Origin of the sequence: Pseudomonas serbica (assembly GCF_028823535.1) — a bacterium.
GTDB classification, from domain to species: Bacteria; Pseudomonadota; Gammaproteobacteria; order Pseudomonadales; family Pseudomonadaceae; genus Aquipseudomonas; species Aquipseudomonas serbica.
The window spans coordinates 307,970-331,367 of record NZ_JAQIYM010000007.1; the positions used below are offsets into that span (position 1 = coordinate 307,970).

17 protein-coding genes are annotated in these 23,398 nt (G+C 62.6%); 5 read left to right on the forward strand and 12 right to left on the reverse strand.

The window, feature by feature from the left end; translation table 11 throughout:
* The first annotated feature begins 110 nt into the window (after positions 1-110).
* A complete protein-coding gene (locus NQL71_RS13890; RefSeq protein ID WP_274642819.1) occupies positions 111-857 on the forward strand; it encodes a DUF72 domain-containing protein in 747 nt (248 codons plus the stop codon).
* Here NQL71_RS13890 and NQL71_RS13895 read toward each other — a convergent pair.
* Entirely contained in the window at positions 841-2,070 is a 1,230-nt protein-coding gene (locus NQL71_RS13895) for an MFS transporter (RefSeq protein ID WP_046820330.1), read from the reverse strand. The two genes, NQL71_RS13890 and NQL71_RS13895, sit on opposite strands and share 17 nt — an antisense overlap.
* A gap of 87 nt (positions 2,071-2,157) precedes the next feature.
* On the opposite strand from NQL71_RS13895, the gene NQL71_RS13900 reads away from it, so the two are divergent.
* Positions 2,158-2,979 carry an AraC family transcriptional regulator gene (locus NQL71_RS13900; RefSeq protein ID WP_077183084.1) on the forward strand — a complete coding sequence of 274 codons (822 nt, stop codon included), beginning with the start codon at positions 2,158-2,160 and terminating at the stop codon, positions 2,977-2,979.
* Between the two features lie 477 nt (positions 2,980-3,456).
* Here NQL71_RS13900 and NQL71_RS13905 read toward each other — a convergent pair whose 3' ends face one another.
* From NQL71_RS13905 to purU, 6 genes are read right to left on the reverse strand one after another with little or no spacing between them, the layout of a single operon-like run.
* A complete protein-coding gene (locus NQL71_RS13905) occupies positions 3,457-4,035 on the reverse strand; it encodes a sarcosine oxidase subunit gamma (RefSeq protein ID WP_274642820.1) in 579 nt (192 codons plus the stop codon).
* 3 nt (positions 4,036-4,038) lie between these two features.
* On the reverse strand, positions 4,039-6,936 hold the full coding sequence (locus tag NQL71_RS13910; protein ID WP_274642821.1) for a 2Fe-2S iron-sulfur cluster-binding protein: 2,898 nt from the start codon (positions 6,934-6,936) through the stop codon (positions 4,039-4,041).
* A complete protein-coding gene (locus NQL71_RS13915; RefSeq protein ID WP_077183087.1) occupies positions 6,933-7,223 on the reverse strand; it encodes a sarcosine oxidase subunit delta in 291 nt (96 codons plus the stop codon). The genes NQL71_RS13910 and NQL71_RS13915 overlap by 4 nt, the downstream gene beginning before the upstream one ends.
* 13 nt (positions 7,224-7,236) lie before the next feature.
* A complete protein-coding gene (locus tag NQL71_RS13920; protein ID WP_046820320.1) occupies positions 7,237-8,478 on the reverse strand; it encodes an FAD-dependent oxidoreductase in 1,242 nt (413 codons plus the stop codon).
* Positions 8,460-9,356, reverse strand: coding sequence for a bifunctional methylenetetrahydrofolate dehydrogenase/methenyltetrahydrofolate cyclohydrolase FolD (gene folD, locus NQL71_RS13925; protein ID WP_274642822.1), 897 nt, complete (start codon positions 9,354-9,356; stop codon positions 8,460-8,462). The genes NQL71_RS13920 and folD overlap by 19 nt, the downstream gene beginning before the upstream one ends.
* Positions 9,353-10,219 carry a formyltetrahydrofolate deformylase gene (gene purU, locus NQL71_RS13930; protein WP_046820318.1) on the reverse strand — a complete coding sequence of 289 codons (867 nt, stop codon included), beginning with the start codon at positions 10,217-10,219 and terminating at the stop codon, positions 9,353-9,355. Before purU ends, folD begins: the two co-directional genes overlap by 4 nt.
* A 540-nt stretch (positions 10,220-10,759) precedes the next feature.
* Here purU and NQL71_RS13935 point away from each other — a divergent pair.
* Genes NQL71_RS13935 through NQL71_RS13945 form a run of 3 tightly spaced genes read left to right on the forward strand, consistent with a single transcriptional unit; the run spans position 10,760 to position 14,000 of the window.
* Entirely contained in the window at positions 10,760-12,049 is a 1,290-nt protein-coding gene (locus tag NQL71_RS13935; RefSeq protein ID WP_274642823.1) for an NAD(P)/FAD-dependent oxidoreductase, read from the forward strand.
* Between the two features lie 25 nt (positions 12,050-12,074).
* Entirely contained in the window at positions 12,075-12,629 is a 555-nt protein-coding gene (locus NQL71_RS13940) for a helix-turn-helix domain-containing protein (protein ID WP_274642824.1), read from the forward strand.
* 24 nt (positions 12,630-12,653) lie between these two features.
* The gene (locus tag NQL71_RS13945; RefSeq protein WP_248687674.1) at positions 12,654-14,000 is read left to right on the forward strand and encodes a glutamine synthetase family protein; all 1,347 of its coding nucleotides are present in this window, start codon (positions 12,654-12,656) and stop codon (positions 13,998-14,000) included.
* A gap of 213 nt (positions 14,001-14,213) precedes the next feature.
* On the opposite strand, the gene tssA is transcribed toward NQL71_RS13945, so the two are convergent.
* The 5 genes from tssA to NQL71_RS13970 form a co-directional block, all read right to left on the reverse strand.
* Positions 14,214-15,302, reverse strand: coding sequence for a type VI secretion system protein TssA (gene tssA / locus NQL71_RS13950; RefSeq protein ID WP_166620562.1), 1,089 nt, complete (start codon positions 15,300-15,302; stop codon positions 14,214-14,216).
* Positions 15,303-15,397: 95 nt separating this feature from the next.
* On the reverse strand, positions 15,398-15,916 hold the full coding sequence (locus NQL71_RS13955; RefSeq protein ID WP_077183092.1) for an Hcp family type VI secretion system effector: 519 nt from the start codon (positions 15,914-15,916) through the stop codon (positions 15,398-15,400).
* Positions 15,917-16,068: 152 nt separating this feature from the next.
* Positions 16,069-18,543, reverse strand: a complete 2,475-nt coding sequence (gene tssM, locus NQL71_RS13960; protein ID WP_274642825.1) for a type VI secretion system membrane subunit TssM — start codon at positions 18,541-18,543, stop codon at positions 16,069-16,071.
* Positions 18,540-19,466 (reverse strand): type VI secretion system-associated protein TagF, encoded by a 927-nt coding sequence (gene tagF, locus NQL71_RS13965; protein WP_274642826.1) that lies wholly within the window; start codon positions 19,464-19,466, stop codon positions 18,540-18,542. The genes tssM and tagF overlap by 4 nt, the downstream gene beginning before the upstream one ends.
* 31 nt (positions 19,467-19,497) lie before the next feature.
* Complete coding sequence (locus NQL71_RS13970; RefSeq protein ID WP_274642827.1) at positions 19,498-23,370, reverse strand: type VI secretion protein IcmF/TssM N-terminal domain-containing protein; 3,873 nt, start codon at positions 23,368-23,370, stop codon at positions 19,498-19,500.
* Positions 23,371-23,398: the final 28 nt, after the last annotated feature.

Below are 23,398 nucleotides of genomic sequence, written 5' to 3' on the forward strand. Positions count from 1 at the left end.
TAAAGGCGATCACTTATGGCGCTCGACCATTGATCCGCTGTCGTGAATGAAAAAAGGAACCGCTGCAGCCGCTTCGCGCCCTTAGTCATAAGCTGGGGGGGGAGAGGTGGATGGATGTGAACGTTCAGTCAATTTTCACAGGGTGCGCCGGTTGGAGCCTGGGCCGGGAATATTCGGCTGCCTTTACGGCTGCGGGCACCCACTTGCAGCGTTATGCGGCACGACTGAACTGCGTCGAGATCAACAGCTCGTTTTATCGCCCGCATCGCGTCCAAACCTACCAGCGCTGGGGCGCCAGCGTACCGGACGGTTTTCGCTTCAGCGTCAAGGTGCCCAAGCAGATCACCCATGTGCAGCGCTTGCAGGACTGTAACCAGGCGCTCGAGGAATTTGTGCTGCAATGTGCCGGGTTGGGCGATCGTCTGGGGGGCCTGCTGGTGCAGTTGCCGCCGTCGCTGGAATTCGTCGAGGCGCTGGCCGAGGCGTTTTTCGTCAGTCTCAGGCGGTGTTTTTCCGGGCCTGTGGTGCTTGAGCCCCGACATGAATCCTGGACAGGAGCCGAGGCATTGCTGGTGCACTATCGCGTCGCCCAGGCTGCGGTGGATCCTTCGCGCATCAGCACCGACTCGACGCCTCGGGGCTGGCCGGGGTTCCGATACTGGCGGCTGCACGGCTCGCCGCGCATCTATCACAGCCCCTATGACCTGCCGCGGCTGGAACGCCTGGCAGGCGAGATGCAGGCAGCCGCCGCCGACGGACTGGCTGCCTGGTGCATCTTCGACAACACCGCCAGCGGCGCGGCACTGGGCAATGCCTTGACGCTGGCGCATAACCTGGCCGCTAAACGCCTTTGGTAGACGGCAACAGGATCGTGAGGATCCCCAGCAACGGCAGGAACGAGCACAGTGTGTACACGTACTCGATGCCGTGGATATCCGCCAGGTGCCCGAGCAGCGCGGCGCCGATGCCGCCGAAACCGAACATCAGGCCGAAGAACACCCCGGCGATCATGCCGACGTTGCCGGGCACCAGTTCCTGGGCGAAGACCACGATGGCCGAGAAGGCCGAGGCGAGGATGAAGCCGATGATCATGCTCAGTACGCCCGTCCAGAACAGGTCGACATAGGGCAGGGCGAGGGTGAAGGGCGCGGCACCGAGGATCGAGAACCAGATCACCTGCTTGCGCCCGATCCGGTCGCCGATCGGGCCGCCGAAGAAGGTGCCGGCCGCTACGGCGCCGAGGAACAGGAACAGGTACAGCTGCGAACTGGCCACCGACAGGTCGAACTTCTCGATCAGGTAGAAGGTGAAGTAGCTGGTGAAGCTGGCCATGTAGAAATACTTGGAGAACACCAGCAAGGCCAGGACCACCAGGGCGAAACTCACCCGCTGCCTGGACAGGCCATGGGTGGCCTGGGTGCCTTGCTTGAGCTTGAACAGGTTCAGGTGGTTGCGGTACCAGCGGCTCAGGCCGTATTGCACGAGGATGGCGAAGACCGCGAACAGGCCGAACCAGGCGACGTTACCCTGGCCGTAGGGGATGACGATGGCCGCTGCCAGCAACGGGCCGAAGGCGCTGCCGGCGTTGCCCCCGACCTGGAAGGTGGACTGGGCCAGGCCATAGCGTCCACCCGAGGCCAGGCGTGCGACGCGGGACGTTTCCGGGTGGAAGGTCGAGGAGCCAATGCCCACCAGGGCTGAAGCCACCAGGATCGCCCCGAAGCTGCCGACCATAGCCAGCATCAGAATACCGATCAGGGTGCAGACCATGCCGGCCGGCAGCAGCCACGGCTTGGGGTGGCGGTCGGTGTAGTAGCCGACCCAGGGTTGCAGCAGCGAAGCGGTCAGTTGAAAGGTCAGGGTGATCAGGCCGACCTGGGTGAAGGTCAGGCCATAGGTGGCCTTGAGCATCGGGTAGATTGACGGCAGCACGGCCTGGATCAGGTCGTTGATCAGGTGCGCCAGGGCACAGGCACCGATGACGCGCATCACCAACGGGCTGGCCTGGCTGGCCACCGAGGCGGTGGCCTTCTTGGAGGTAGTGGCGGAGGCGGTGGTACTGATGGACATGGGATCCTTCCAGAGAAAAAGCACGGCGGGCACTGGGTAAAAGCGCTGGCCATTTCAGGGTTCAGCGCTATCCTAGGGGGCGTCCGATTGCCTGTCTCGCGCAATTCGGGAATCGACTATCGCAAAAAGGGCATCATGATCAAGTCGCTGGATGAATTCCTCAGGGAGATCGACGGGCGCGCCTGCGCCGTGAGCAGCAGCGCCACCGACTACCCGGAAAACTGGGTGATCGAAGCGCACTCGCATCAAGCCCACCAACTGATCTACGCCATCGAAGGCGTGATGGTGGTGCACTCGGGATTGAGCCAGTGGACGGTGCCGCCCAGCCGTGGGATCTGGATGCCGAGCCGGCACATTCACTCGATCCGCTGCGTCGGGCCGTTGAAAATGCGCAGCCTGTTTGTACGTCCCGAGGCGGCTGCGGACATGCCAGCGGAACCCAGGGCGGTGAGTATTTCGGCGTTGCTCAGTGAGTTGATCAAGGTTTCGGTGCAGATCACTGCGCCCTACGAAGCGGATTCGCGCGAAGGCCGGGTGATGCGCCTGATCCTCGATGAACTGCGGATCTTGCCGACCCTGCCTTTGCACCTGCCTCAGCCTACGGACCCGCGGATCAAGGCGGTGTGTTCAGCGTTGCAGCGCGATCCCGGCGATGGCTCGACCCTGGCGCACTGGAGCGCACGCCTGGACCTCGACGAGAAAACCATCCAGCGCCTGTTCCGCAAGGAAACCGGGATGACCTTTGGCCAATGGCGTCAGCAGGCGCGTTTGCTGCTGGCCCTGGAGCGTATTGCCGTCGGCGAGAAGATCATCGACATTGCCGGAGAGCTGGGCTACGACAGCCCCAGTGCGTTCACCAGCATGTTCAAGAAACAGTTCGGCAAGACCCCCAGTCATTTCTTCAGGTAACCGCGCGCCTGCTCGCGAAGGCGACCTTACAGCCAACCCAACTCCCACGGCCGTACCCGATCCACTGTAGGAGCTGGCTTGCCAGCGAAGGCGGTGTGTCAGTCACCAGAGCTGTTGGATGTGCCGGCCTCTTCGCTGGCAAGCCAGCTCCTACAGGTTCCACAGCGCACACGAAAGCTGCGTATGGCCACAAATCCCTTGTAGGAGCTGGCTTGCCAGCGAAGGCGGTGTGTCAGTCACCCGTGATGTTGGATGCGCCGACCTCTTCGCTGGCAAGCCAGCTCAGGTTCCACAGCGCACACGAAAGCTGCGTATGGCCACAAATCACACTGTAGGAGCTGGCTTGCCAGCGATGGAGGTCAACGCTGACGCGTGAAGCCTGACACCCCGCGGTGTTCTCAGGTTTTTCGCGAGCAGGCTCGCTCCCACAGGGGGCCGCCGCCCGGCCGCCTGATCGTGAGCGTAGGTATTAATCTTTTATGCCATGCCCGAAAACTCCTCCATCGCGTCCAGCAACGCCTCCTGAAAATAAGCCATCGATGCCCGGTCACAGAGGATATAAAACCTCGGCTGTTGCGCAGCCGTGGCGTTGATCACAATCACGTTGATACGCGCAGCCGATGTCTGCGCCACGGCCCCGGGGCCGAACACCTGGGTACTCAGATCCACGCCGCAGAGTTTGGCCATGACCTCGGACAAATGCTCGCCACTGAGCTGAAACCACGCATGGCTGTCCTGGCGCGGCAGCAGGTAGTTGGCTTGATGATCCAACTCCCAGCGAGCCTCTTCGTCGGCGACGCGTTCGCCCTGGTCCTGGGTACTGCCCAGCAGCAGGTATTCGGTCTGGGACAGGCGCGCTACCCAGCTGCCGTCAACCTGGCTGACGGCGTGGTTGGGCGCGTCTGGCAGCACGAAGTGCCGACCCTGCAAATAGGCCGCGCTGCCGGCGCCGCGAAAGCCGACCCGGGGCAGGTCGGTCAGGTCAGTCAGCGCACAGCGGGGCAGGAGGGCGAGGGCCGGCTGACCGGCGCTGTGTTGTTGTGTCAGGCTGGTCATGGCTCAAAGCTCCTGGCGCAGGTTGGCGGGATCGAAAAAGGGTAACGAAACGACTTCGGCCTGGACCACGCGGCCACCTTCGACGCGGATCGGGATCCGTTGTCCGGCTGTGCTCTGGTCGATGCCGGCGTACGCCAGGCCGATGATCTTGCCCAGGCTCGCCGAGTACTCGCAGGACGTGACGTTGCCGCTGATGTCCGGGCCGTTCAGTACCAGATGACCTTCGAGCGGTTGCAGGCTGTCCCTGGGCAAGGTGAAGCCCACCAGTTTGCGGGTTTGTGGTTGGGCTTCGAGGATGTCCACCGAGCGGCGCCCGACGAAGAACGGCTTGTTGCGACTGACGGCCCAGCCCATGTCGATTTCCGCCGGGTGGGTCATGCCATCGGTGTCCTGGCTGATGATCACATGGCCTTTTTCCAGGCGCAGCAAACGCTGGGTCTCCACGCCGAAAGGGCGGATGTCATGGGCCTTGCCGGCGTTCATCAGCGCGTCCCACAGCGTGAGGCCATGGCGTGCCGGTACGTGGATTTCATAACCCAGTTCGCCGACGAACCCGACCCGCAACAGCCGCGTCTTGATGCCGGCCACGGTGCCCTGGCGCACGCCGAGGTAGGGGAACGCGGCAGCACTGAGGTCGAGGTCACTGCAAACCTTCTCCAGCACTTTGCGCGAGTCGGGGCCGGCGACGTTGACCGCGCAGATCGCAGCCGTGACGTTGGCGACGTCCACGTCCAGTCGCCATTGCGCGTTCCACTTGAGCATCTGCTGATAGATGCGATCCACGCCGCTGGTGGTGGCGGTGACGTAGAAGTGATTTTCGGCGAACCGCGCGCAGACGCCGTCGTCGATCACCACCCCGTGTTCATTGGTCATCAGCGCATAACGGGATCGCCCGATCGGCTGCTTGAGGAAGGCAAAGGTGTACATCCGGTTGAGCAGTTCGGCGGCGTCCGGGCCGCGCACATCCAGCCCGCCCAGGGTCGAGACGTCGATGATGCCGACCTTGTTGCGCACATGCAGCGCTTCGGCCTGCATGCACGCCTCGCGGTCCCTGGCATGGCCGTAGTAGGCCGGGCGCTGCCAGATGCCCGCCGGCATCATCTTCGCCCCGGCCTGCAGGTGCCGGGCATGCATGGGGGTTTGCCGATACGGGTCGAAGGCGCGACCGGCGACGTGGGCGAGTTTTTCCGCGACAAAGGGTGGGCGTGCGGTGGTCACCCCGGTTTCGCTGATGTTGCGCTGGGTGGCCCAGGCGACCAGGCGCGCGGTCGGCAGCGCCGAGTGACGGCCTTGCGAGGGGCCCATGCCCACAGTGGAATAACGCTTGACCAGTTGCACGTCGCGATAGCCGATGCGCGTGGCATTGACGATGTCCGCCACTTGCAGGTCCTCGTCGAAATCGACGAAGTCCTTGCCTTTGGGGTGGGGGAAGATCGGCCAGTTGAAGTTGACCCGCACCTCGCTGCTCAAGGGCACCCGTTGCGCGCCGACCGCAAGCCCGAGCGCAGCGGCGGCGTCGGCCCCGGCATTGACGCCGTCGGCGATCACGTTGTCGAGACGGTGACGGCCATTGACCGAGCCTGCGACTGCGAGGTTCTGCGGCAGCCCGCTGAGGGTGAATTCAGCGCGTTGATCGTCGTAGGCCAGCTTGCCACCGGCCTGGCACAGCAGTTGATAGACCGGCATGTAGCCGGCGGACATGCACAGCAGGTCGCAGGCCAGGTGCTGCCCGCTCTCGGCGACCTGGCCCTGGGCGGTGATCTGGCGCACGTCGACGCCGTTGACGTGGCGCAGGCCTTTTTCGTGCAGGGCTTCGTACACGGTGCTGTTGCGCTGGCAGGGGATCTTGCGTTGCGCCAGCGCGGCGAGCAGGGCTTCATCGCACGGGCCATGACGCAGGTCCACCACCGCGGCGACTTCCACGCCCTGGTCAAACAGATCCAGCGCGGCGAGATAACCGTCATCGTTGCCAGTCAGCACCACCGCGCGCTTGCCCGGCTTGACCGCGTACAGCTTCATCAGGCGCTGTGCGGCGCTGGTCAGCATCACGCCGGGCAAGTCGTTATTGCGAAACACCACCGGCTGGTCGAACGCACCGCTGCACACCAGGCACTGGCGGGCGCGCACCTTGTACATCCGTTTACCCTGGATCACCGGCAGGTAGTTGTCGGTGAACCAGGCGTTGCAGGTCGCCTCGGTAAGGATGCGGATATTGGCGTGCTGCTGCACCGCCGCCAGCAGTTCGCGGCGCAAGGCGTCGGCGCGGGTACCGGCGATGTCGAAGCGCGCATAGGTCAGCGACCCGCCGAGAACCGGCTGTTGCTCGACGAGCAGCACCTTGGCCCCGGCGTTGGCCGCGGTCAGTGCCGCGTGCAGTCCGGCGGGACCGGCGCCGATCACGGCGAGGTCGGTGAACAGGTAGGCCTTGTCGTAGTATTCGGGCTGGAACTTGAGGTCCAGGATGCCCAGGCCGGCCTTCTTGCGAATGATCGGTTCCCAGACTTTCCACATGCCCTTGGGCTTGTAGAACGAGCGGTAGTAGAAGCCCACCGGCATGAATTTGGAGAACTTGCCCAGGTACGCATCGCGGTCGTTGTCCAGCGAGCCATTGACGTTCTGCGCCGTCACCTGCAAACCAGCCGCCAGCGCGTGGGCATCGGCCAGGACGTTGGGTTCCTGGGGCAGTTGCACCAGGCTGTTGGCGTCCTGCCCGGCCATGGTCAGCGGGCCACGCGGGCGATGGTATTTGAACGAGCGGGAAATCAGGAAGCGGCCGTTGGCGAGCAGGGCGCTGGCGATGCTGTCGCCTTGCAGGCCTTGGAACGGTTGGCCATCGAAGCTGAAATCAAGGGGCTGGTCACGGTCGATCAGCAGGCCCATCGGGGCGGGTAGGCGGTTCATCCGGCGATCTCCTGGGTGTCGACGCGAGCGGTGAAAAGTTCTTTGGGGTCGAAGGTGCGCAGGATTTCGTCGGTCACCGTGTGACGTTCCGCGAGAAACCAGTAGCTCGAAGGCGTGTGCATCCACCATTCGCGCACCACGCCGGCGAGGTTGTCGGTGTTGAACACGTAGTCAGCCCACTCGGCATCGCTGCACGTCACTGGATCGGGCATGGGCTTGAACTCACCGCCATAGGTGAACTCACTGATGTTGCGTGGCCCGTTAAGCGGGCAATGGATGATTTTCATGGTCCGCTCTCCCTCAGTGACTGGCCGCCGTGGCGCCCATTTCGTTGACTTGCCGGAAGGTCGAGAAGCGCTCCAGGCCGAACGGCTTGATCAGCTCCGGGACCTTGCCGCCGCTGGCCACCAGTTCGGCCATGGTCTTGCCGCAGATGGGCGTGGCCTTGAAGCCCCAGGTACCCCAACCGGCGTCCAGGTAATAATTTTTCACCGGCGACAGGCCCATGATCGGGCTGTAGTCGGGGGTCATGTCGGTGATCCCGGCCCACTGGCGCATCAGCTTGGCGTTGGCCAGGAACGGGAACATCTCGATGGCGTGGGCCAGCAGGCTTTCCTTCAAATCGAGCGTGGAACGGGTGTTGAACAGCGGGTACGGATCGGAGCCACCGCCGAACACCACCTCGCCGCGGCTGGTCTGTTGCACATAACAGTGCAGCGCCGATGAGCTCACCAGTGGATCGAGAAAGGGCTTGAACGGCTGGGTGACCATGGCTTGCAGCGGGAAGGTCTGGATCGGCGAGCGAATCCCGGCCTTGGCCATCAGGAGCGAGCTGTGCCCGGCAATCGCCTGCACCGCGCAGCCGCACTTGATCGTGCCGCGATTGGTCTTCACGGCGGTGATCGCACCGTTCTCGATGATCAGGTCCTGCACTTCGGTGAGCTGGTGGATTTCCACGCCGCGCTTGGCCGCCTGCTTGGCGTAGCCCCAGGCCACGGCATCGTGGCGTGCGGTGGCGCCGTCGATGTGCCAGAGGCCGGCGATCACCGGCAGGTGGCCGGGGTCGAGGTTGAGGCTGGGCACCAGTTCGCGGATCTGCTGGCGGTCGATCATTTCGGTGCGCCCGCCGAAGTGCTTGTTGACCTCGGCACGCTGGCGGAACGAGCGCACGGTGGCATCGGTGTGGGCCAGGGTCAGTTGGCCGCGCTCGGAGTACATGATGTTGAAATCGAATTCGTTGGACAGGCCCTGGAACATCCGCACCGATTCGGCATAGAAACGCACGCCTTCGCTGGTCAGGTAATTGGAGCGGATCACCGCCGTGTTGCGCGCGGTGTTACCGCCGCCCAGATAGGATTTTTCCAGCACCGCGATGTTGCTGATGCCGTGGTACCTGGACAGGTAATACGCGGTGGCCAGGCCGTGGCCACCGGCACCGATGATCACCACGTCATAGCTTGATTTCAGCTCGCGCGGTGGCGGCAGGTCCACTTCGACCGGGTATTCGGAACTCAATCCGTACTTCAGGAGATTGAAGGGCATACGGCCTCCGATTGGCTATGGTGTTGCATAAGGGCCGCGGTCACGGTGTTTTTCATCAGGAAGGCAATGGTCATCGGCCCGACACCACCGGGTACCGGGGTGATCGCCGCAACCTGGGGCAGGGCACTGTCGAAGTCGACATCGCCGACCAGGCGGCTGCGACCGGCGTCGTCGATGCGATTGATACCAACGTCGATCACCACCGCACCGGGCTTGAGCCAACTGGCGTCGATCAGGCGCGGACGGCCCACGGCGGCGATGACGATGTCGGCCTGGCGGCACAGGGCTTGCGGGTCCGGGCTGCGCGAGTGGAGCACGGTCACCGAGCAGTCGGCCTTGAGCAACAGGGCGACCATGGGCTTGCCGACGATGTTCGAGCGGCCGATCACCACCGCGTGCTTGCCGCGCAGATCGCCGCAGGTTTGCTCCAGCAGATACAGGCAACCGCTAGGCGTGCAAGGCGCGAGCACCGGGCGGCCCTGGCTGAGGCCTCCGACGTTTTCACTGTGGAAACCGTCGACGTCCTTGCCCGGATCGATGGCTTGCAGTGCCCGCAGTTCATCGACATGGGCAGGCAAGGGCAGTTGCAGGAGAACGCCGTGGATCGAGGGATCGGCATTCAGGCGGGCGATCAGCTCGAGCAGCTGTTCGGTGCGGGTGTCGCTGGGCAGGCGATGTTCCAAGGAGCGGATGCCGACCTCTTCGGCGCGCAGGATCTTGTTGCGCACATACACCTGGCTGGCCGGGTCGCTGCCGACCAGGATCACCGCCAGGGCCGGCTGGATGTCTCGCGCACGCAGGCGGTCGACGTCCTTGCGGACCTCGATCAACACCCGGGCGGCGGCGGCTTTGCCGTCAATCAGTCGGGGAGTGTTCACCGGAAGATCACCGTTCGGTCCTGGTTGAGGAAGACCCGGTGCTCCAGGTGGTACTTGACCGCCTTCGACAGGGCCACGGTCTCGGTGTCGCGGCCGGTGGCCACGAGGTCGTCCGGCAGGTAGACGTGATCGACCCGCTGCACTTCCTGCTCGATGATCGGACCCTCATCGAGATCGCTGGTGACGTAGTGGGCGGTGGCGCCGATCAGCTTCACGCCGCGCTGGTACGCCTGGTGATAGGGCTTGGCGCCCTTGAAACCGGGGAGGAAGGAATGGTGAATGTTGATCGCCCGACCGGAGAGTTGCTTGCACAGGTCGTCGGAGAGGATTTGCATGTAGCGCGCCAGCACCACCAGTTCGGTGCCGGTGTCGTCGACCACCTTCATTAGTTCGGCTTCCTGGCGGGCCTTGGTGTCCTTGGTCACCGGCAGGTAGATGAACCGGATGCCCTCGCGCTCGGCCATGGGCCGCAGGTCGAGGTGGTTGGAGACGATGGCGGTGATGGTCATGTCCATCTCGCCCTTGTGGTAGCGGTAGAGTAGGTCGGTCAGGCAATGGTCGAACTTGCTCACCATCAGCAGCACGCGCATGGGTTCGCGGGTGTCATGCAGTTCCCACTGCATGTCGAAGGCCTGGGCGACGTCGCTGAAACCGGCCTTGATCTGCTGGATATCCCCGGCGTGGCCATCGTTGAAACGGAACACCGCGCGCATGAAAAAGCGCCCGCTGAAATCGTCGTCGAATTGCGCCATCTCCCCGATGTAGCAACCGTTGTCCGCGAGATAAGTGGTGACGGCCGCGACAATGCCCGACACCGCGGGACAGGTGATCTTGATGATGAAATGGTTTTTCTCGTGTTGCATGACACGTCCTCGGGATGATGGCGGCAGCTCATCGCATAGCGAAAAAATGTCAGCGGACAGCGAGGCTCATTCCTTGAGCGCATTTTCTTGGTGGGAATATAATATTCCTGTAGGTGGCTTTATAGGGGAAAGGGTGGGGGTGCGTCCAGAGGTTTTTGTGAAAGTTTTTTAACTGGTGGGAAATTTATTGGCTGAGCAACGTGTAGTTGAAATGCCTGTAGGCGCTAGTTTGAAGGCGCCGGCATGCTGGCAATGCCGGCCTGACAGCCAACCGGAATTTTGCGGCTGTACGCGATACCTGTGGGAGCGAGCCTGCTCGCGAAAAACCTGAGAGCGCCGCAGGGCGTCAGGCTCCCTGCGTCATCATTGGCCTCCATCGCTGGCAAGCCAGCTCCTTCAGTGGATCGGGGGCGGCCGTGGGAGAGGGGTTATCTGTCAGGCCGCCAAGTCATCCCCAACGAAGATACCAACCTTGCACGCATGAAATTAAACCTGTATTTTTTCATGAAATTAGAACTATAAAATTTCATGGAGCCGGTAATGTTTCAGCAATCCACCCAGCATGTCGCCAGCTACTACGCCCACACCTGCGCCGACCGCCTGGTCAATCGAACGGCATTGGAAGGCGAGCAAAACACCGATGTGCTGATCATCGGCGCCGGCTTCAGCGGCTTGCACACGGCGCTACGCCTGGCCCTGGCCGGCAAACGCGTGACCTTGCTGGAAGCCAGTCGCGTCGCCTGGGCCGCATCGGGACGTAACGGCGGCCAGGCCATTCTCGGATGGTCCTGTGACATGCCACCGCTGGAAGCCGCGCTGGGACATGAACGCGCACGGCGCTTGTGGGACGGCATGCGCTGGGCAGCAAAAGAGTTGCGCCAATTACCCGTACGCCATGGCTTCGATTGCGACTACCGCCCCGGCCATCTATGGACTTCCGTGATGCCACGCCGGGTCAGCCTCTTGACCGAATGGCAACACGAAGCCAGCCACAAATGGGGGCATGACGGTTTGCGCTTCATCGAGCGCGCCCAGTTGCCCGAGTGGGTGGCCAGCGAGCGCTATCAGGCCGGCCTGTTCGACCCCGAAGGCGGGCACTTGAACCCGCTGAAACTGGCCTTGGGGCTGGCCGCCGCGATTGAGCGGGCGGGTGGTGTGATTCATGAACAAAGCAAGGCGATGAATTATCACGAGGACAAAAACGGCTACGTGGTCACCACCGACCGCGGTCGCATCCGCGCCGATGTCCTGGTCCTGGCCTGCAATGCCTACCTGGACCGGCTCGACCCGCAGCTATCGAGTTGCGTACTGCCCGTTGGCACCTATCAAGTGGCCACGGCACCGATGTCCGAGGCCCAGGCCACCGCGCTGCTACCGGGCAATGTCTGCGTCACCGACAACCAGTTCGTGCTCGATTATTTCCGCCGCACGCCGGACAACCGGCTGCTGTTCGGCGGCGGCTGCACCTATCTGGGGGGCATGCCCAAGGACATTGCCGGTGCCACCCGGCCGTGCCTGGAAAGGGTGTTCCCCCAATTGAAGGGCATTGAACTGGAGTTCGCCTGGGGCGGGCACATTGACCTGACGCTCAAGCGCACGCCCGACATCGGTCGACGCGGCGACCTCTACTGGTTGCAGGGCTACTCCGGGCACGGCGTGCTGCCAACCCTGGCCGGGGCACGGGCGGTGTCCGACGCCATTCTCGGCCAGCCGGATGAGTTGGCGTTGTATCAGGGTTTGAGCAACGCCAGCTTTCCCGGCGGGAAATACATGGCAGCGCCGCTGGAAGCCATCGGCAAAGCCTGGTACCGGCTGCGCGACAGCATTTGAATCGGCCATTTCTGGAAGCCATTAGATGGACATGCAAGAAGAGATTTCGGCGCTGGCGATCCTGATCCAGGACCTGCGCAAGCACAAGAAGTACACCTTGAAGGACCTGGCCGACAAGATCGGCCGCTCCGTGGGTTTTCTATCGCAAGTGGAGCGCGGCTTGTCCCGCCCGACGGTGGCGGACTTGACCGCCATCAGCGAGACCCTCGGCGTGCCGACCACCTATTTCTACAGCCTGCCCAAACCCATGGCGTTGCCCTGGGTCACCCGGCCGGACGAACGCCGCACCCTGTATTACGCCGACGGCATCACCGACATCCTGGTCTCGCCAAAAATGCGCGCGTCCTTTTCCATGCTCGAAAGCCAGCTGGAACCCGGTGCCAGCAGCGGCGACCGGCACATGAAGGACAGCTCGGAGCAGGGCGGTTACGTCCTCGAAGGCGAGCTGACCCTGTGGCTCGATGATGACGACCCGGTGACGCTACGCACCGGCGACAGCTTTCAACTGGCCAGCCATGCCCACTGCCGCTACGGCAACCTCTCAGCCCAATTGACCCGCGTGCTCTGGGTCTACACCTGATAAAAACAATCAAGGAACAAAACGATGGATGCTGTGTGCTCTGATCTGCTGGCCGAAGTGCGTGGGTTTCGTCAGCGCTACCCCGAGGTGCGTTACGTCGACCTGATTTCCCTGGACATTCCCGGGCATTTCTACGGCAAGCGCTACCCGATCGAAATGCTCGAAAAAGTCGCCGCCGGCAGTGCCCTCAAGTTGCCGCAGAACTGCGTGCTGCTCGGCACCCAGGGCGGGCTGTTCAAGATCGGCGACTACTGCTTCAACGACGGCGATCCGGATGCGCTGCGGCGCCTGGTGCCGGGCACGCTCAAGCTGGTGAGCTGGGAGAAGCAACCCTTGGGGCAGATGCTGATCACCTCCGACGGCACGGAAAAACCGATCGAATTTGAACCCCGTGAAGTCCTCGCCCAAGTGTTGGCGCGGCTGGGTCGCAAGGGGATTTTTCCGGTGGTGGCGTTCGAGCTGGAGTTCTATCTGTTCGATAGCCAGTTGCGCGATGGCTTGCCGCAGTTTGCCCGCGACCCGCTGACCGGTGATGCCGATGACCAGCCGAACATGCACATCGAACGACTGTCGCGCTTTGCCCCGGTGCTCGATGAAATGGTCGAGACCGCGCGTGCCCAAGGCATCGACGCCACGGTGATCACCGCCGAATTGGGCCCCGGTCAGTTCGAAATCAACTTCGGTCACCTGGACGACGGCCTGCGCGCCGCCGACTGGGCCGCTTTGTTCTGCCGCAGTACGCGAGGCGTGGCCCTCAAGCACGACTACCGCGCCAGTTTCATGGCCAAGCCTTACCTGCAGCACCCCGGCAGCGGCATGCATGTGCACGTGAGCCTGTACGACGAAGCGGGCAACAACCTGCTGGCGGCGAACGGGCAACAAGCGTTGCGCCATGCGGTGGCCGGTTGCCTGGATGTGTTGCCGCACTGCATGCCGATCTTCGCGCCGAACCACAACGCGATGCGGCGCTTGAGCGCCACGGTGAACGTCGCTTCGCGCGCGAGTTGGGGCTTCGAGGATCGGGACGCGTGCCTGCGGGTGCCGGAGTCGGACGCTAGGAACCTGCGGGTCGAACATCGCCTGGCCGGCGCCGATGCCAACCCGTACCTGGTACTGGCCGCCATCCTGGTGGGGATGGAACAAGGCCTTGAACAGGGCCGCGAACCGATCGCCCCGCTCAACGAAGACCGCGACAGTGGCATCGACTTCCCGCTGGAGATGCTCGAGGCGGTGCAGTCCATGCAAAGCCATCAAAAACTGCGTGAAGGTTTGGGCGCGGAATTCGTCCATGTGTATTGCGAGAACAAGCGCCAGGACCACCTGGCATTCCTCAATGACATCAGTGCCCGTGAGTATCGCTGGTTCCTGTAGTTAAGGTGGTTTCGAGGTTAACCGTAAAAAATATCAGGATATATAACGGCTTATAGATTATAGTAACTGAACGGTTAACGAAAATATCTTGTTACAGGGCGAAACATTGCGTAGTATGCGCCCCGCGTTCACCACCACGGTTTATGCATTTTTGAATCCCGGGCGTCCATCAGCTGCCCGGGATTTTTTTTGCCTGCAGTTTTTTCAGTGCCATCAGGACTTCGTCCCCAGCACGTCGCGGATGTTGTCCACCACGTTGCTGTCCTTGATCACATCGCTCAGCCATCCCTCCAGCGGCATGTTGCCCCATTTGATCGCGCGTTCGATCAGATAGGGGACAGGGCTCTGGGGCTCGGTCTGCTTGAAATACTGGGCGATACCCGCCAGCAGGGTGAACGCCTCGTCGCGGGTTTGCGGCGTGGTACGCAGCGGCGTGACGGGAATGTCTTGCTGGGTCTGGGTCATTGCTTCACCTGCAGGTTGTGCGCCTTCGTTTTCGCTGACGACCGGGGTGGGAGCGACAGGGGCCGTGTGCAGTTCGATACCGCGATCCTTGAGCAGTTTCTCGGCCAGTTGGCCTGCGCGGGACAACACGTCATGCAGCCCGGCAAAACTCGGTGCGTCATCGCCGAACAGCCTGTCAGCGGTGCCCTGGAGTTGTTGGCAGGCATTGAGGCTGGCGGCGATTTCGAAGGCTTTCTGGCGCAGGTGGTCGGAGTCGGTCAACACCACCGAACGCTGGAACACCTCGGCGTTGATCTTGCCTTCGTCGAGGGCCGCGCGCATGGCCTGGGGGTTCTGCAACGCCAGGTTCTCCACGTGCCGGGATTCGTCATAGCGCAGCAGGCCGTACGCTTGGCCCTGGGTGATGGGCAGTGCGCCCACCACATCGGCCAAGGTTGTTTTCATCCACGCCAGGCGGGCAGCGCGTTCATCGGCCCCCTCTTCGAGGGAAGGGAAGAGGTCGGCCCAGAAAGTGTCCAGCAGGCGTTCGGCCAGGGTCAGGCCAAAGGTGATACCGGTGAAATGGTACTTGTGCGCCAGGGCTTCGCTGAGCCAGGCGACGAGCATCAGGTCCTTGCTCTGTCGAGCCAGGCCTTGGGCAGCCAGGGTAAGGGTCAGGTCCCAGTCGGAAGACTTCAGGTCGGTTTGCCAGTCACCCTGGGTCAGATAATCGGGGTCTGCTCGCCGCGCTTCTTTCACCTGATCGAACAGGGTGGAAAAGCTCAGGTCTTCGCCGCTCCCCCCGTTGATGGGCGCTGTCAGTTCGGCCAGCGAAAGGTCGTTGAGAAATTCAGACATAGGCAACTCGGATCGGAATAAAAGAACACCGTGCCCGCTTTCGCGGGCGCAGTGCTGAAACCGGACCGCTCTCGCGGCCCGTTATTGCCCGGGGTTTACGCGAATACCTTGTTGGCAGTGCGATCCCAACCACCGGTGACGTTACCGCCGCCCTGGCCGTCGGCACGGCTCTGCTGGGTGTAGGTGGTCTTGATGCGCGCGAAGTTGAAGCTGATCTCTTCGATCGGCAGGTCGCCAACCGCTTTGTCTTCGCCGCCCTGGCTTCCGCCAGCGACCGCCTTGACGGAAGACACCACGACTTCTTCCAGGTTGATGGTCAGGTAGGTCACCTTGTCGCCACCGGCGCGGTTGACGTTCAACTGGATCTTGGCGATGTGCGTGCCTTTGCAGCAGGCTTCGAACAGCTTGGCGGAAGCCTTGTCCACGGCTTTGCGGATGCTGAAGTCGCTCAATGCCACACGCTCCGACGAAGCACCGCCCGAAGAGCTGGCTGTCGCGGAAGTCGCCTGGGTGGCGCCGTACTCGTAGCCCAGCACTTCGATCCAATCCTTGTGCTTGTCGTCCAGTACTTCGCCTGGAATGCCGTCGATCTGGATGTATGCGTCAAATGCCATTTTTACTTTCTCCTTACCTTCATTAAAAAGGATGTCACCTGCAAACAGATCACAGCCCTTCGCTTTAACCTCTTTGAATCGATCAACAGAGGCTTGTTGCGCCAACCCGGAATCGGCCCGGGCAGCGGTTTTTCTTCATAGAGCGCGGCGTGTCAGTTGAGCGCCCGCACTTCGATTTCGACCCGTCGGTTAGGCTCCAGGCACCGGATCAGCTGGGCCCTTGGCTGTTGCATGTCGCACTTGACCAGGGGCCGGGTGCTGCCTTCGCCGACGGCCTCGACCAGTTCGCCCGGTACGCCTTTGCCCACCAGGTAGGTCTTGATGGTTTGTGCCCGCTGCCGGGAAACCTGCAGGTTGCCCTGGGGATCGCCGAGTTGATCGGCGTGCCCGGCGATGATGATTTTCCCGACGTTGGGGGTGCTGAGCAGCTTGCCGGCGATCGCGCTTAGCTGGCCTTGGCCTTCATTCTTCAGGCTCTGGAAGTCGGCTCGGCCAAAGGCGAACAAGGTGTCCGACTCCAGCGTGATGGTTTCGATCGAGCGCAATGACTGCGTCAGCAAGCTGTTGATGTAGTTGCGCGAGCTGGAAATCAGGAACGCGTTGTCGAGGATGCGCGGCACGTCCGGCTCGTGAATCTGGTCGCTGTAGAAATTGATCTGGCGGCTGGCGAACTCATAGTCCGCGGCGGCGACACCGGCATTGCCCACTTGGCGGGCAATCGCCGGGTACCAGTAGTCCGGGATCTTCGCTTTCAGGAAAGCAGGGTCGGCCTTTTCCCGCTGGGCACGCGAGAGCATCACGTAGGTGTCCAGCGTCGCCTTGCCAAACTGCGCAATGGATTGCGCCCGGTTGTCGTTGGGCAGCGCCTTGGGTTCGACGCTGTCCACGCCGGTCACCGGCATCAACTCCTTGGCATTGCGCTGATAGACCTTGAGGGTGGTCAGCAAGTACAACGAGCGGGTCAGGTTGTCGGCCGTGGGCTTGAGCATCACGCTTTCCAGCCGGTCGAAATAGCGGCTGCGCACCAGTGGCTCTACCTTGTGGCCTTGATAAAGCCCCAGGCGCATGCGCAGCGGCACGCCTTCGTCGTGGTGCTGCGCGTAGTAATGCGCGGTCCAGAAGCGCAGTCGATCCAGGGTTTGCCACGCGGTGTATTGCGCGGTAGCGGAACGGTCATCGGCCGCCGCCTGGGTCAGTTCCGCCGAAAGGCTGTGCAACGTGTCCCTGTTGTTCACGTACGACCAGCCCAACAGACTGCACAGCAGCACCGCGACCAGTGTGGCAGCGCCGATCCAGGTGGCTTTGCGCCGACGTTCGCGGTGGTTAGTGGTGTACAGCGCCACCAGGTGCTGGTCGGGAATGATGACTTTGCGGAACAGACTGTTGATGAACAGCGGGCGCGGTTGTGCGTTGCCGTTGGCGATCTCTCGCTCACCTTCCAGCGAGAAGCGCTCGGTCACCTGCCGTGCATGCCCACCCGATTCCGGCTGGTCGGCATCGAGGGCGCTGGTGAAATAGAAGCCGCGCAGCAGTTCCGCATGTTGATAAGGGTTGGCGCGCAGCAGGGCATCGACGAACAGTTGCAGCCGTGGTTTGAGGGCCGCCAGCTCCAGCGGGAAGCGATACACCGCCGAATCCTGCCGGGTGATCTGGATGTCCTGCGTGACCAGTTGCTGGCTTGCCACCTGTTGCCAATAGCTGACCAATTCGTCCATCGCGGCGCCGAAGCGCTGCCCCCAGTCGGCCTGCTCATAACCTTTGTGGGAGAAGGTCTTGCCCATCACTTCGCCGCGGGCGGTCTCGTCCAGTTGGCGATAGAAGGGGGTGAAACCGGGCACCAGGTCGCACTTGGTGAACACCAGGTAGACCGGCAGGCGCACTTCCAGCAAGGCATGGGTTTCCTGGATGCGTTCGCGCAGGCGCTTGGCGATGCGCTCCTGATCTTCGAGCGAGGTCTGCAGGATGTCATGGATGCTGACAGTGACGATCAGGCCGTTGAGTGGCCGACGCTGACGGTGCTGGCGCAGCAGCTGCAGGAATGCGCGCCATTTGCCGGCCTCTTCCTGGTTGTTCATGTAGCGTCCGGCGGTGTCCAGCAGGACCGCTTCGGAGCTGAAGAACCAGTCGCAGTTGCGCGTGCCACCCAGGCCTGCGACTCGCACACCTTCGCGCTCGGCGTAAGGGAAATTGAGGCCCGACTGGTAGAGCATGGTGCTCTTGCCTGCGGCCGGCTGGCCGACCACCAGGTACCAGGGCAGGGCATACAGCGCATCCTTGGGGTTGCTGCCCCGTGGCTTGTTGCTGTGCAAGCGCTCGATGCTCTGCAACAGGCGCTCGCGCAACAGGCTGACTTCCTCGCGATCCGCCGGGCTCGCGTTCAGCACGGCCTGGTCGGCATCCTCACGCAGCAGCCCTTCGAGGTTGTGATGCCGGGACACGCCCCGATAGAGCAGCAGCACATACCCGGCGGACAGCACCAGGAACACGCCGATGCCGGTCAGCAGGCTGTTGAGCGAACTGAAGCCGAACCCACGCCCGATGCCCCACACCACGAAGATCGTGAGGAAAAAGCACACCCCCAGGATGTAGGGTTGATAGCGCAAGAAGTAATACTTGATCTTGTTCATACGGGCTTCGAATCCAGGGCATCGACAAAACGGTCGATAACGTCACCCAACGGGCGGTCGATTTCGGCAAAGGCGTGATTACGGTGGTGCTCGTCAAAGGCATCGAAAGACGCCAGCACGTCATAGCTCTGCGAGCGCTCACCGATACCGGTCAACAGGCGATAGGCATCGCAGGTATTGCGTGAGGCAAAACAGATCAGTCGGGGGCGCATGAAGTCGTCCGCCAGCAGGCTGACCTGCGGCACGGTGCGCGCCGCGGTCATGTGCGTCAGCCAGGTGACCCACAGATCGGCGGTGGGGTTTTTCAAGCCTCTTTCCGCCGGCAAGGGCAGGGCGATGCCGATTGGCGTTGCCTGGCCGAGGTGCTTTTCCAGGGCCCGCAGCCGGGTCAGCACGGCGTTGGTGACGAACTCCGGGTAGGCGCCTTCGAGTGCGGTACTGATATCGCGCAGGTTGAAATTCATCAGGAACTTGTCATGCACGCGCCGGAACAATTCGAAGTCCTGGCCTTGCAACGGGCGCAGGGCCTTGATGCGCTCGAACAGCGCCGAGGTGCTTTCGCCCTGGACGGCCATGTGCAACAGCGGGCGGATCTGACCGCTGAACAATTCACCCAGGGTGAACGGATTGACCAGAGGCTCGGCTTCGCTGGCCTTGAGGGACTGGAAAATGAAAAACGGATAGCGCCGCCCACTCGAATCCCTCGAGCTGATCAGCCCGCCCAGCAACCAGTTGCCGCTGCGTGCGCGGTAACTGAAAAAGCACAGCGGCAACCCGTCGAACAGCGTGCGCCAGTCGTCGCGGTGCTGCAGGGCGGCCAGTGCGCCTTGCAGCCAGCCGTCGAACTCGCAGACGTCGTCACCCGCACCTTGCAGGCTGACGAAGTCCGGGCTCGCGGGGACCTTGCCGAAGCAACCGATCATTGGCCGGTTCCCGGGTTCAAGTTCTGCTGGCTCACAGCGGGCGACCCTCTGCGCCATTGAGCGCACTCAAGGCCTTGACGTTGGCCAGGTCGGTCAGCTTGACGCCGCCGTAGTTGCGCACGGCAAGACTGACCGGGCCACTGCCGGTGTTCCAGCTGAAGCGTTGCTGGATGCCGTCCAGATCACTCACCCGTGCACTGTCGTTCATGCGCAGCAGGCCCCAGCGGCCCGGGTAGTCGAACACCGTGATGCGCTCGCCGCTCAGGGTCACCACATCCAGGCGTGCGCCCGGCGTGGTGGTCGTGCCCGGCCAGGAGAAACGGCTCCAGCTGGTCCTGCCATTACGGTAGTGCTGCACCTGGCCATCGAGGGTGAAAATGATGTCGGTGAGGTTGGCGGAGGGCTCGAGCATGATCTCGAAGCCGTTGTCGCGGTCCGACAGGCTGGCGATCACCTGGCCCAACGAACTGGCCTTGTCGATGCTGTTGACCATGTTCGGATTGACCAGCGGCGTGGCCTTGCTGTTGCTGCTCATCCCCAGGCCCTCGCCACCGGACAGGTTGCCGATTTCGTTGCGCTTGAAGTTCGGCAGCAGCCCGGATTCCGGGTCGACGAAACGCTGCAGATCCTTGACCGAGGCTTCATTGCGGCTGCCGGGCGCAATCGGGTAACGGTGCGCCATGACCTGCTCCCAGGGCTTGGCGATCTGCTGCGCCCAGGCCTTGGCAATCTGTTGGCCAGCCGGGTCGCGCAGGGTTTCCCAGGCAAACTGGATCGGCAGGCTGAACAGGCTCTGCAACGAATCGGACAGGCTGCCCTGGCTGGTGTCGACGGTGGTCTCGACATAGTTGCGCACGCTGGTCACTTCGCTTGGCAACCCTTCGAGGGTTTCACTGATCAGCAGCTTGCTGCTCTTGCCGACGTCCTGGGAGCGCTGGATGTTGTTCATCCGCACCTTGAGTTTGCGCAGGGCTGCGAGGTAGCGGTCCATGATCGTGCTGTCGGCGCCTTCGGCGTTTTGCACGGCGAACACCCGCGATACCGGTTCGAAGCGCTTCGCCAGGCTGCCATCGTCAACCGCCGGCAGCGGCGATACCAGCGCACCGGGCGCGGTGTTCTTGCCATCGAAGATCCCGCTGACGCTGCTCCAGAATCCGTCATCGGGCTTGACGCCCGCCTGCGGGGTTTCGCGCGGGGCAGGGACGTCCCACTGGGTGTTGTCGTTGACCGCCGCCAGCAGGGTTTTCACCGGCGAGTTCTGCACGTCGCTGAGCAGTGACAGTTGCTGGGTGGCATTGGCCATGTCGGTGAAGTGACGAACGCCAACGCTGTCGACGAAGCTGTACCAGGCCTGGGTGTAGTCACGCTTGTAGCGCGTCATGAACTCGCGGATGAAGTTGGCTTTCTGCACGATGCTGTCGCCGCCTTCGCCATCGAGTACCCAGTCCGTTTCGTTTTGCAGGTTGCCCGACACCAGCTTGATCAGCTCAGGCTTGACGAACTGTTCCCAGCCCTGGCGGGTGAAAATCGCCGGGACCGCTTCGCTGCCATACAGCAGCTGACGGCCGGGCAGCGGCACCAGGTCGCTCAAGCCGACAGCCGGGAACTGACGGCTGGATTCCAGTTGCAGGCGCAGGTATTCACGGTCTACCAGCGAGCTGGAAATCATGAAGGACTTCAGGCTGTTGCGGGTTTCGTTGATGAGCTGCTCGTTACGCGACAAGGCGGGTGCCTGGCCATTCTTGAGCAACTGCACGTAGACCGGTGAGTTGTCCTCGATCACCGCGATGCTGACAGGATGCTCGGCACTGGCGGTATTGGCCCAGGCCACCGGCAATGCAGCGCCGACGAACTCCGGGTCTGGATGGGTGCCTGGTTGCGTGAGCATCAGGTAAAGCTTCAGTGCGTTATAGGACTCGATGATGGAGGCGACTTGGCGCTCATCCAGCCGGCCGAGCATTTCTTCGGACAACGACAGCCCGCCGGTGGTCGCCGACAAGTCAGCGGCATCGCTCGCCGTGGCAGGGTTGCGCAGCGCCGTCAGCGTTTCGCCCCGGACCTTGTTCGCAGCACCCTTGGCGGCACCGGTCAGGCGATTGGCGACATCACCGCTGCTGCGCGGCAGGTTGTTCAAGCGGGTCGGCAGTTTCTGGCCCGACGCGCGGGATTTGCCTGAGTCGGCCTTGTTGGGTGCAGGCGCAAAGCTGTTCTGCGCATCCATGGTCCTGGCGAACTCATTGAAGGCGCGCATCTGCAATTGCAGTTGCAAGGTGACAGGCTCCAGCGCCTGGGTGCGCAGTTGTTGCCAGTAGGCAGTCTGCGCAACGCGGTAGATGTCGTCACCACGATAGAGACCGGCGCCCAGTTGCAGCGGCACGCCGTTGGCACGGTGCTTCTCGATGGCGTGGAGTTGCTCACGCAGCAGCTCCAGGCCCTGGCCCGAGGCGAGTAACCCTGCACGGTCCGGGGACTGTTGCAGCTCGCTAAGTTGTTCGCGCAAGGTGGCCAGCCACTGCCGGTTGTTCTGGAACGACAGGGCTTGCCAGCCAATGAACGCAACCCCGGCCAATACTGCCAGGCCCAGCAGGGCAGGGCTGGCGGAGGTGTTCCTGCCAATGCGCGACTGATAGAGGGTCAGGTCGCGATCGGGGAAGATCACCCGACGGAACGTATCAGTGATGAAGTAGCTGCGGTCGCTGATTTTCTTGCCGCTGCCGTGCTCCGGTTGCTCGGCGGCAGGCTGCAAGGCGAACGACTCGGCCAGGTCGTCTTCATACACCTGGCTCAGCTGCTGGTCGGTCTGCAAGGCACTGGTGAAATACAGCCCGCGCAGCAACAGCGGCGCACCGCTGCGACGGGTTTCGGCGAAATGCTGAAGAAACTGTTCCAGCACCCCGGACAGCTCGGCGAAATAGTTCGGGAAGTTCAGCAACGCGCTGTCGGCATCGGCACCCAAGGCAATCATCTGGGCGTCGACGTGGCGACGTATATGACCGTGCAGGTTTGCCAGCTTGGCATCCAGCACCGGGCGCAGGCCCTGGTTACGGATCTCGGACAAACCGAAGGTCATGCCCAGGGGTTGTTGGCGCTCGTTGAGGTCCAGGCCTTCAAACGCCTGGCTGAAGCCCGGCAGTTGATCGGTCTTGCTCAGCATCAGGTAGATCGGAGGGTTGGCGTCCAGGCAATCGTTGTATTCCTCGATGCGCGACACCAGTTGTGCGGCGAGTTCGTTGCGCTCGGTTGCGCTGCACGCCAGCAGTTCAGGCAGGCTCACCACCAGCACCAGGCCGTTGACCGCGGCCTTGCTGCGCTGTTTTTTCAGCAGGCGCAGGAAGGCGGCAAATTCACTGGCCGACGGGTCGTCGCGCAGGTAACGGCCAGCCGTGTCGATCATCACGGCCTCGGGGCTGAAATACCAATCGCAATGCTGGGTACCGCTTTCCGTGTCGTTGGCGCTGTTGGCAATGCTTGCGGACAAACCGGAGCGGGTCAGCAATGACGTTTTGCCGGCCGCAGACATGCCGATCACCAGGTACCACGGCAAATCATACAGCGCCGACGAACCGCCGCCACCGGCCGAGCGGTCGGTGCGCAACATCGCGATGGCGTGCTTGAGGCGTTCGCGCAGCACGTGCTGATCGCGGAACTCACCAGAAGACTTGAGCGAACGATCGACTTCGATCTGCACCAGGTTTTCAAGGTTGTGCTCGGCGCGGATGCGCTTGTACTGACGCAGCACAATGATCAGCAGGTAGAAGGCACTGACGAGCGCCATCGCTTCCAGCGCATACCCGCGCAGCCAACCCACGCGCGGGGCCACGAACCAGCAGACCGCCAGGCTCGCCAGCCACAGGACGGGGACGAGGAACCAAAAACTTTTCAACGAACGCAATAATGTCTTCATGTCTTCCTGACTCGGTTACCTGACCTGT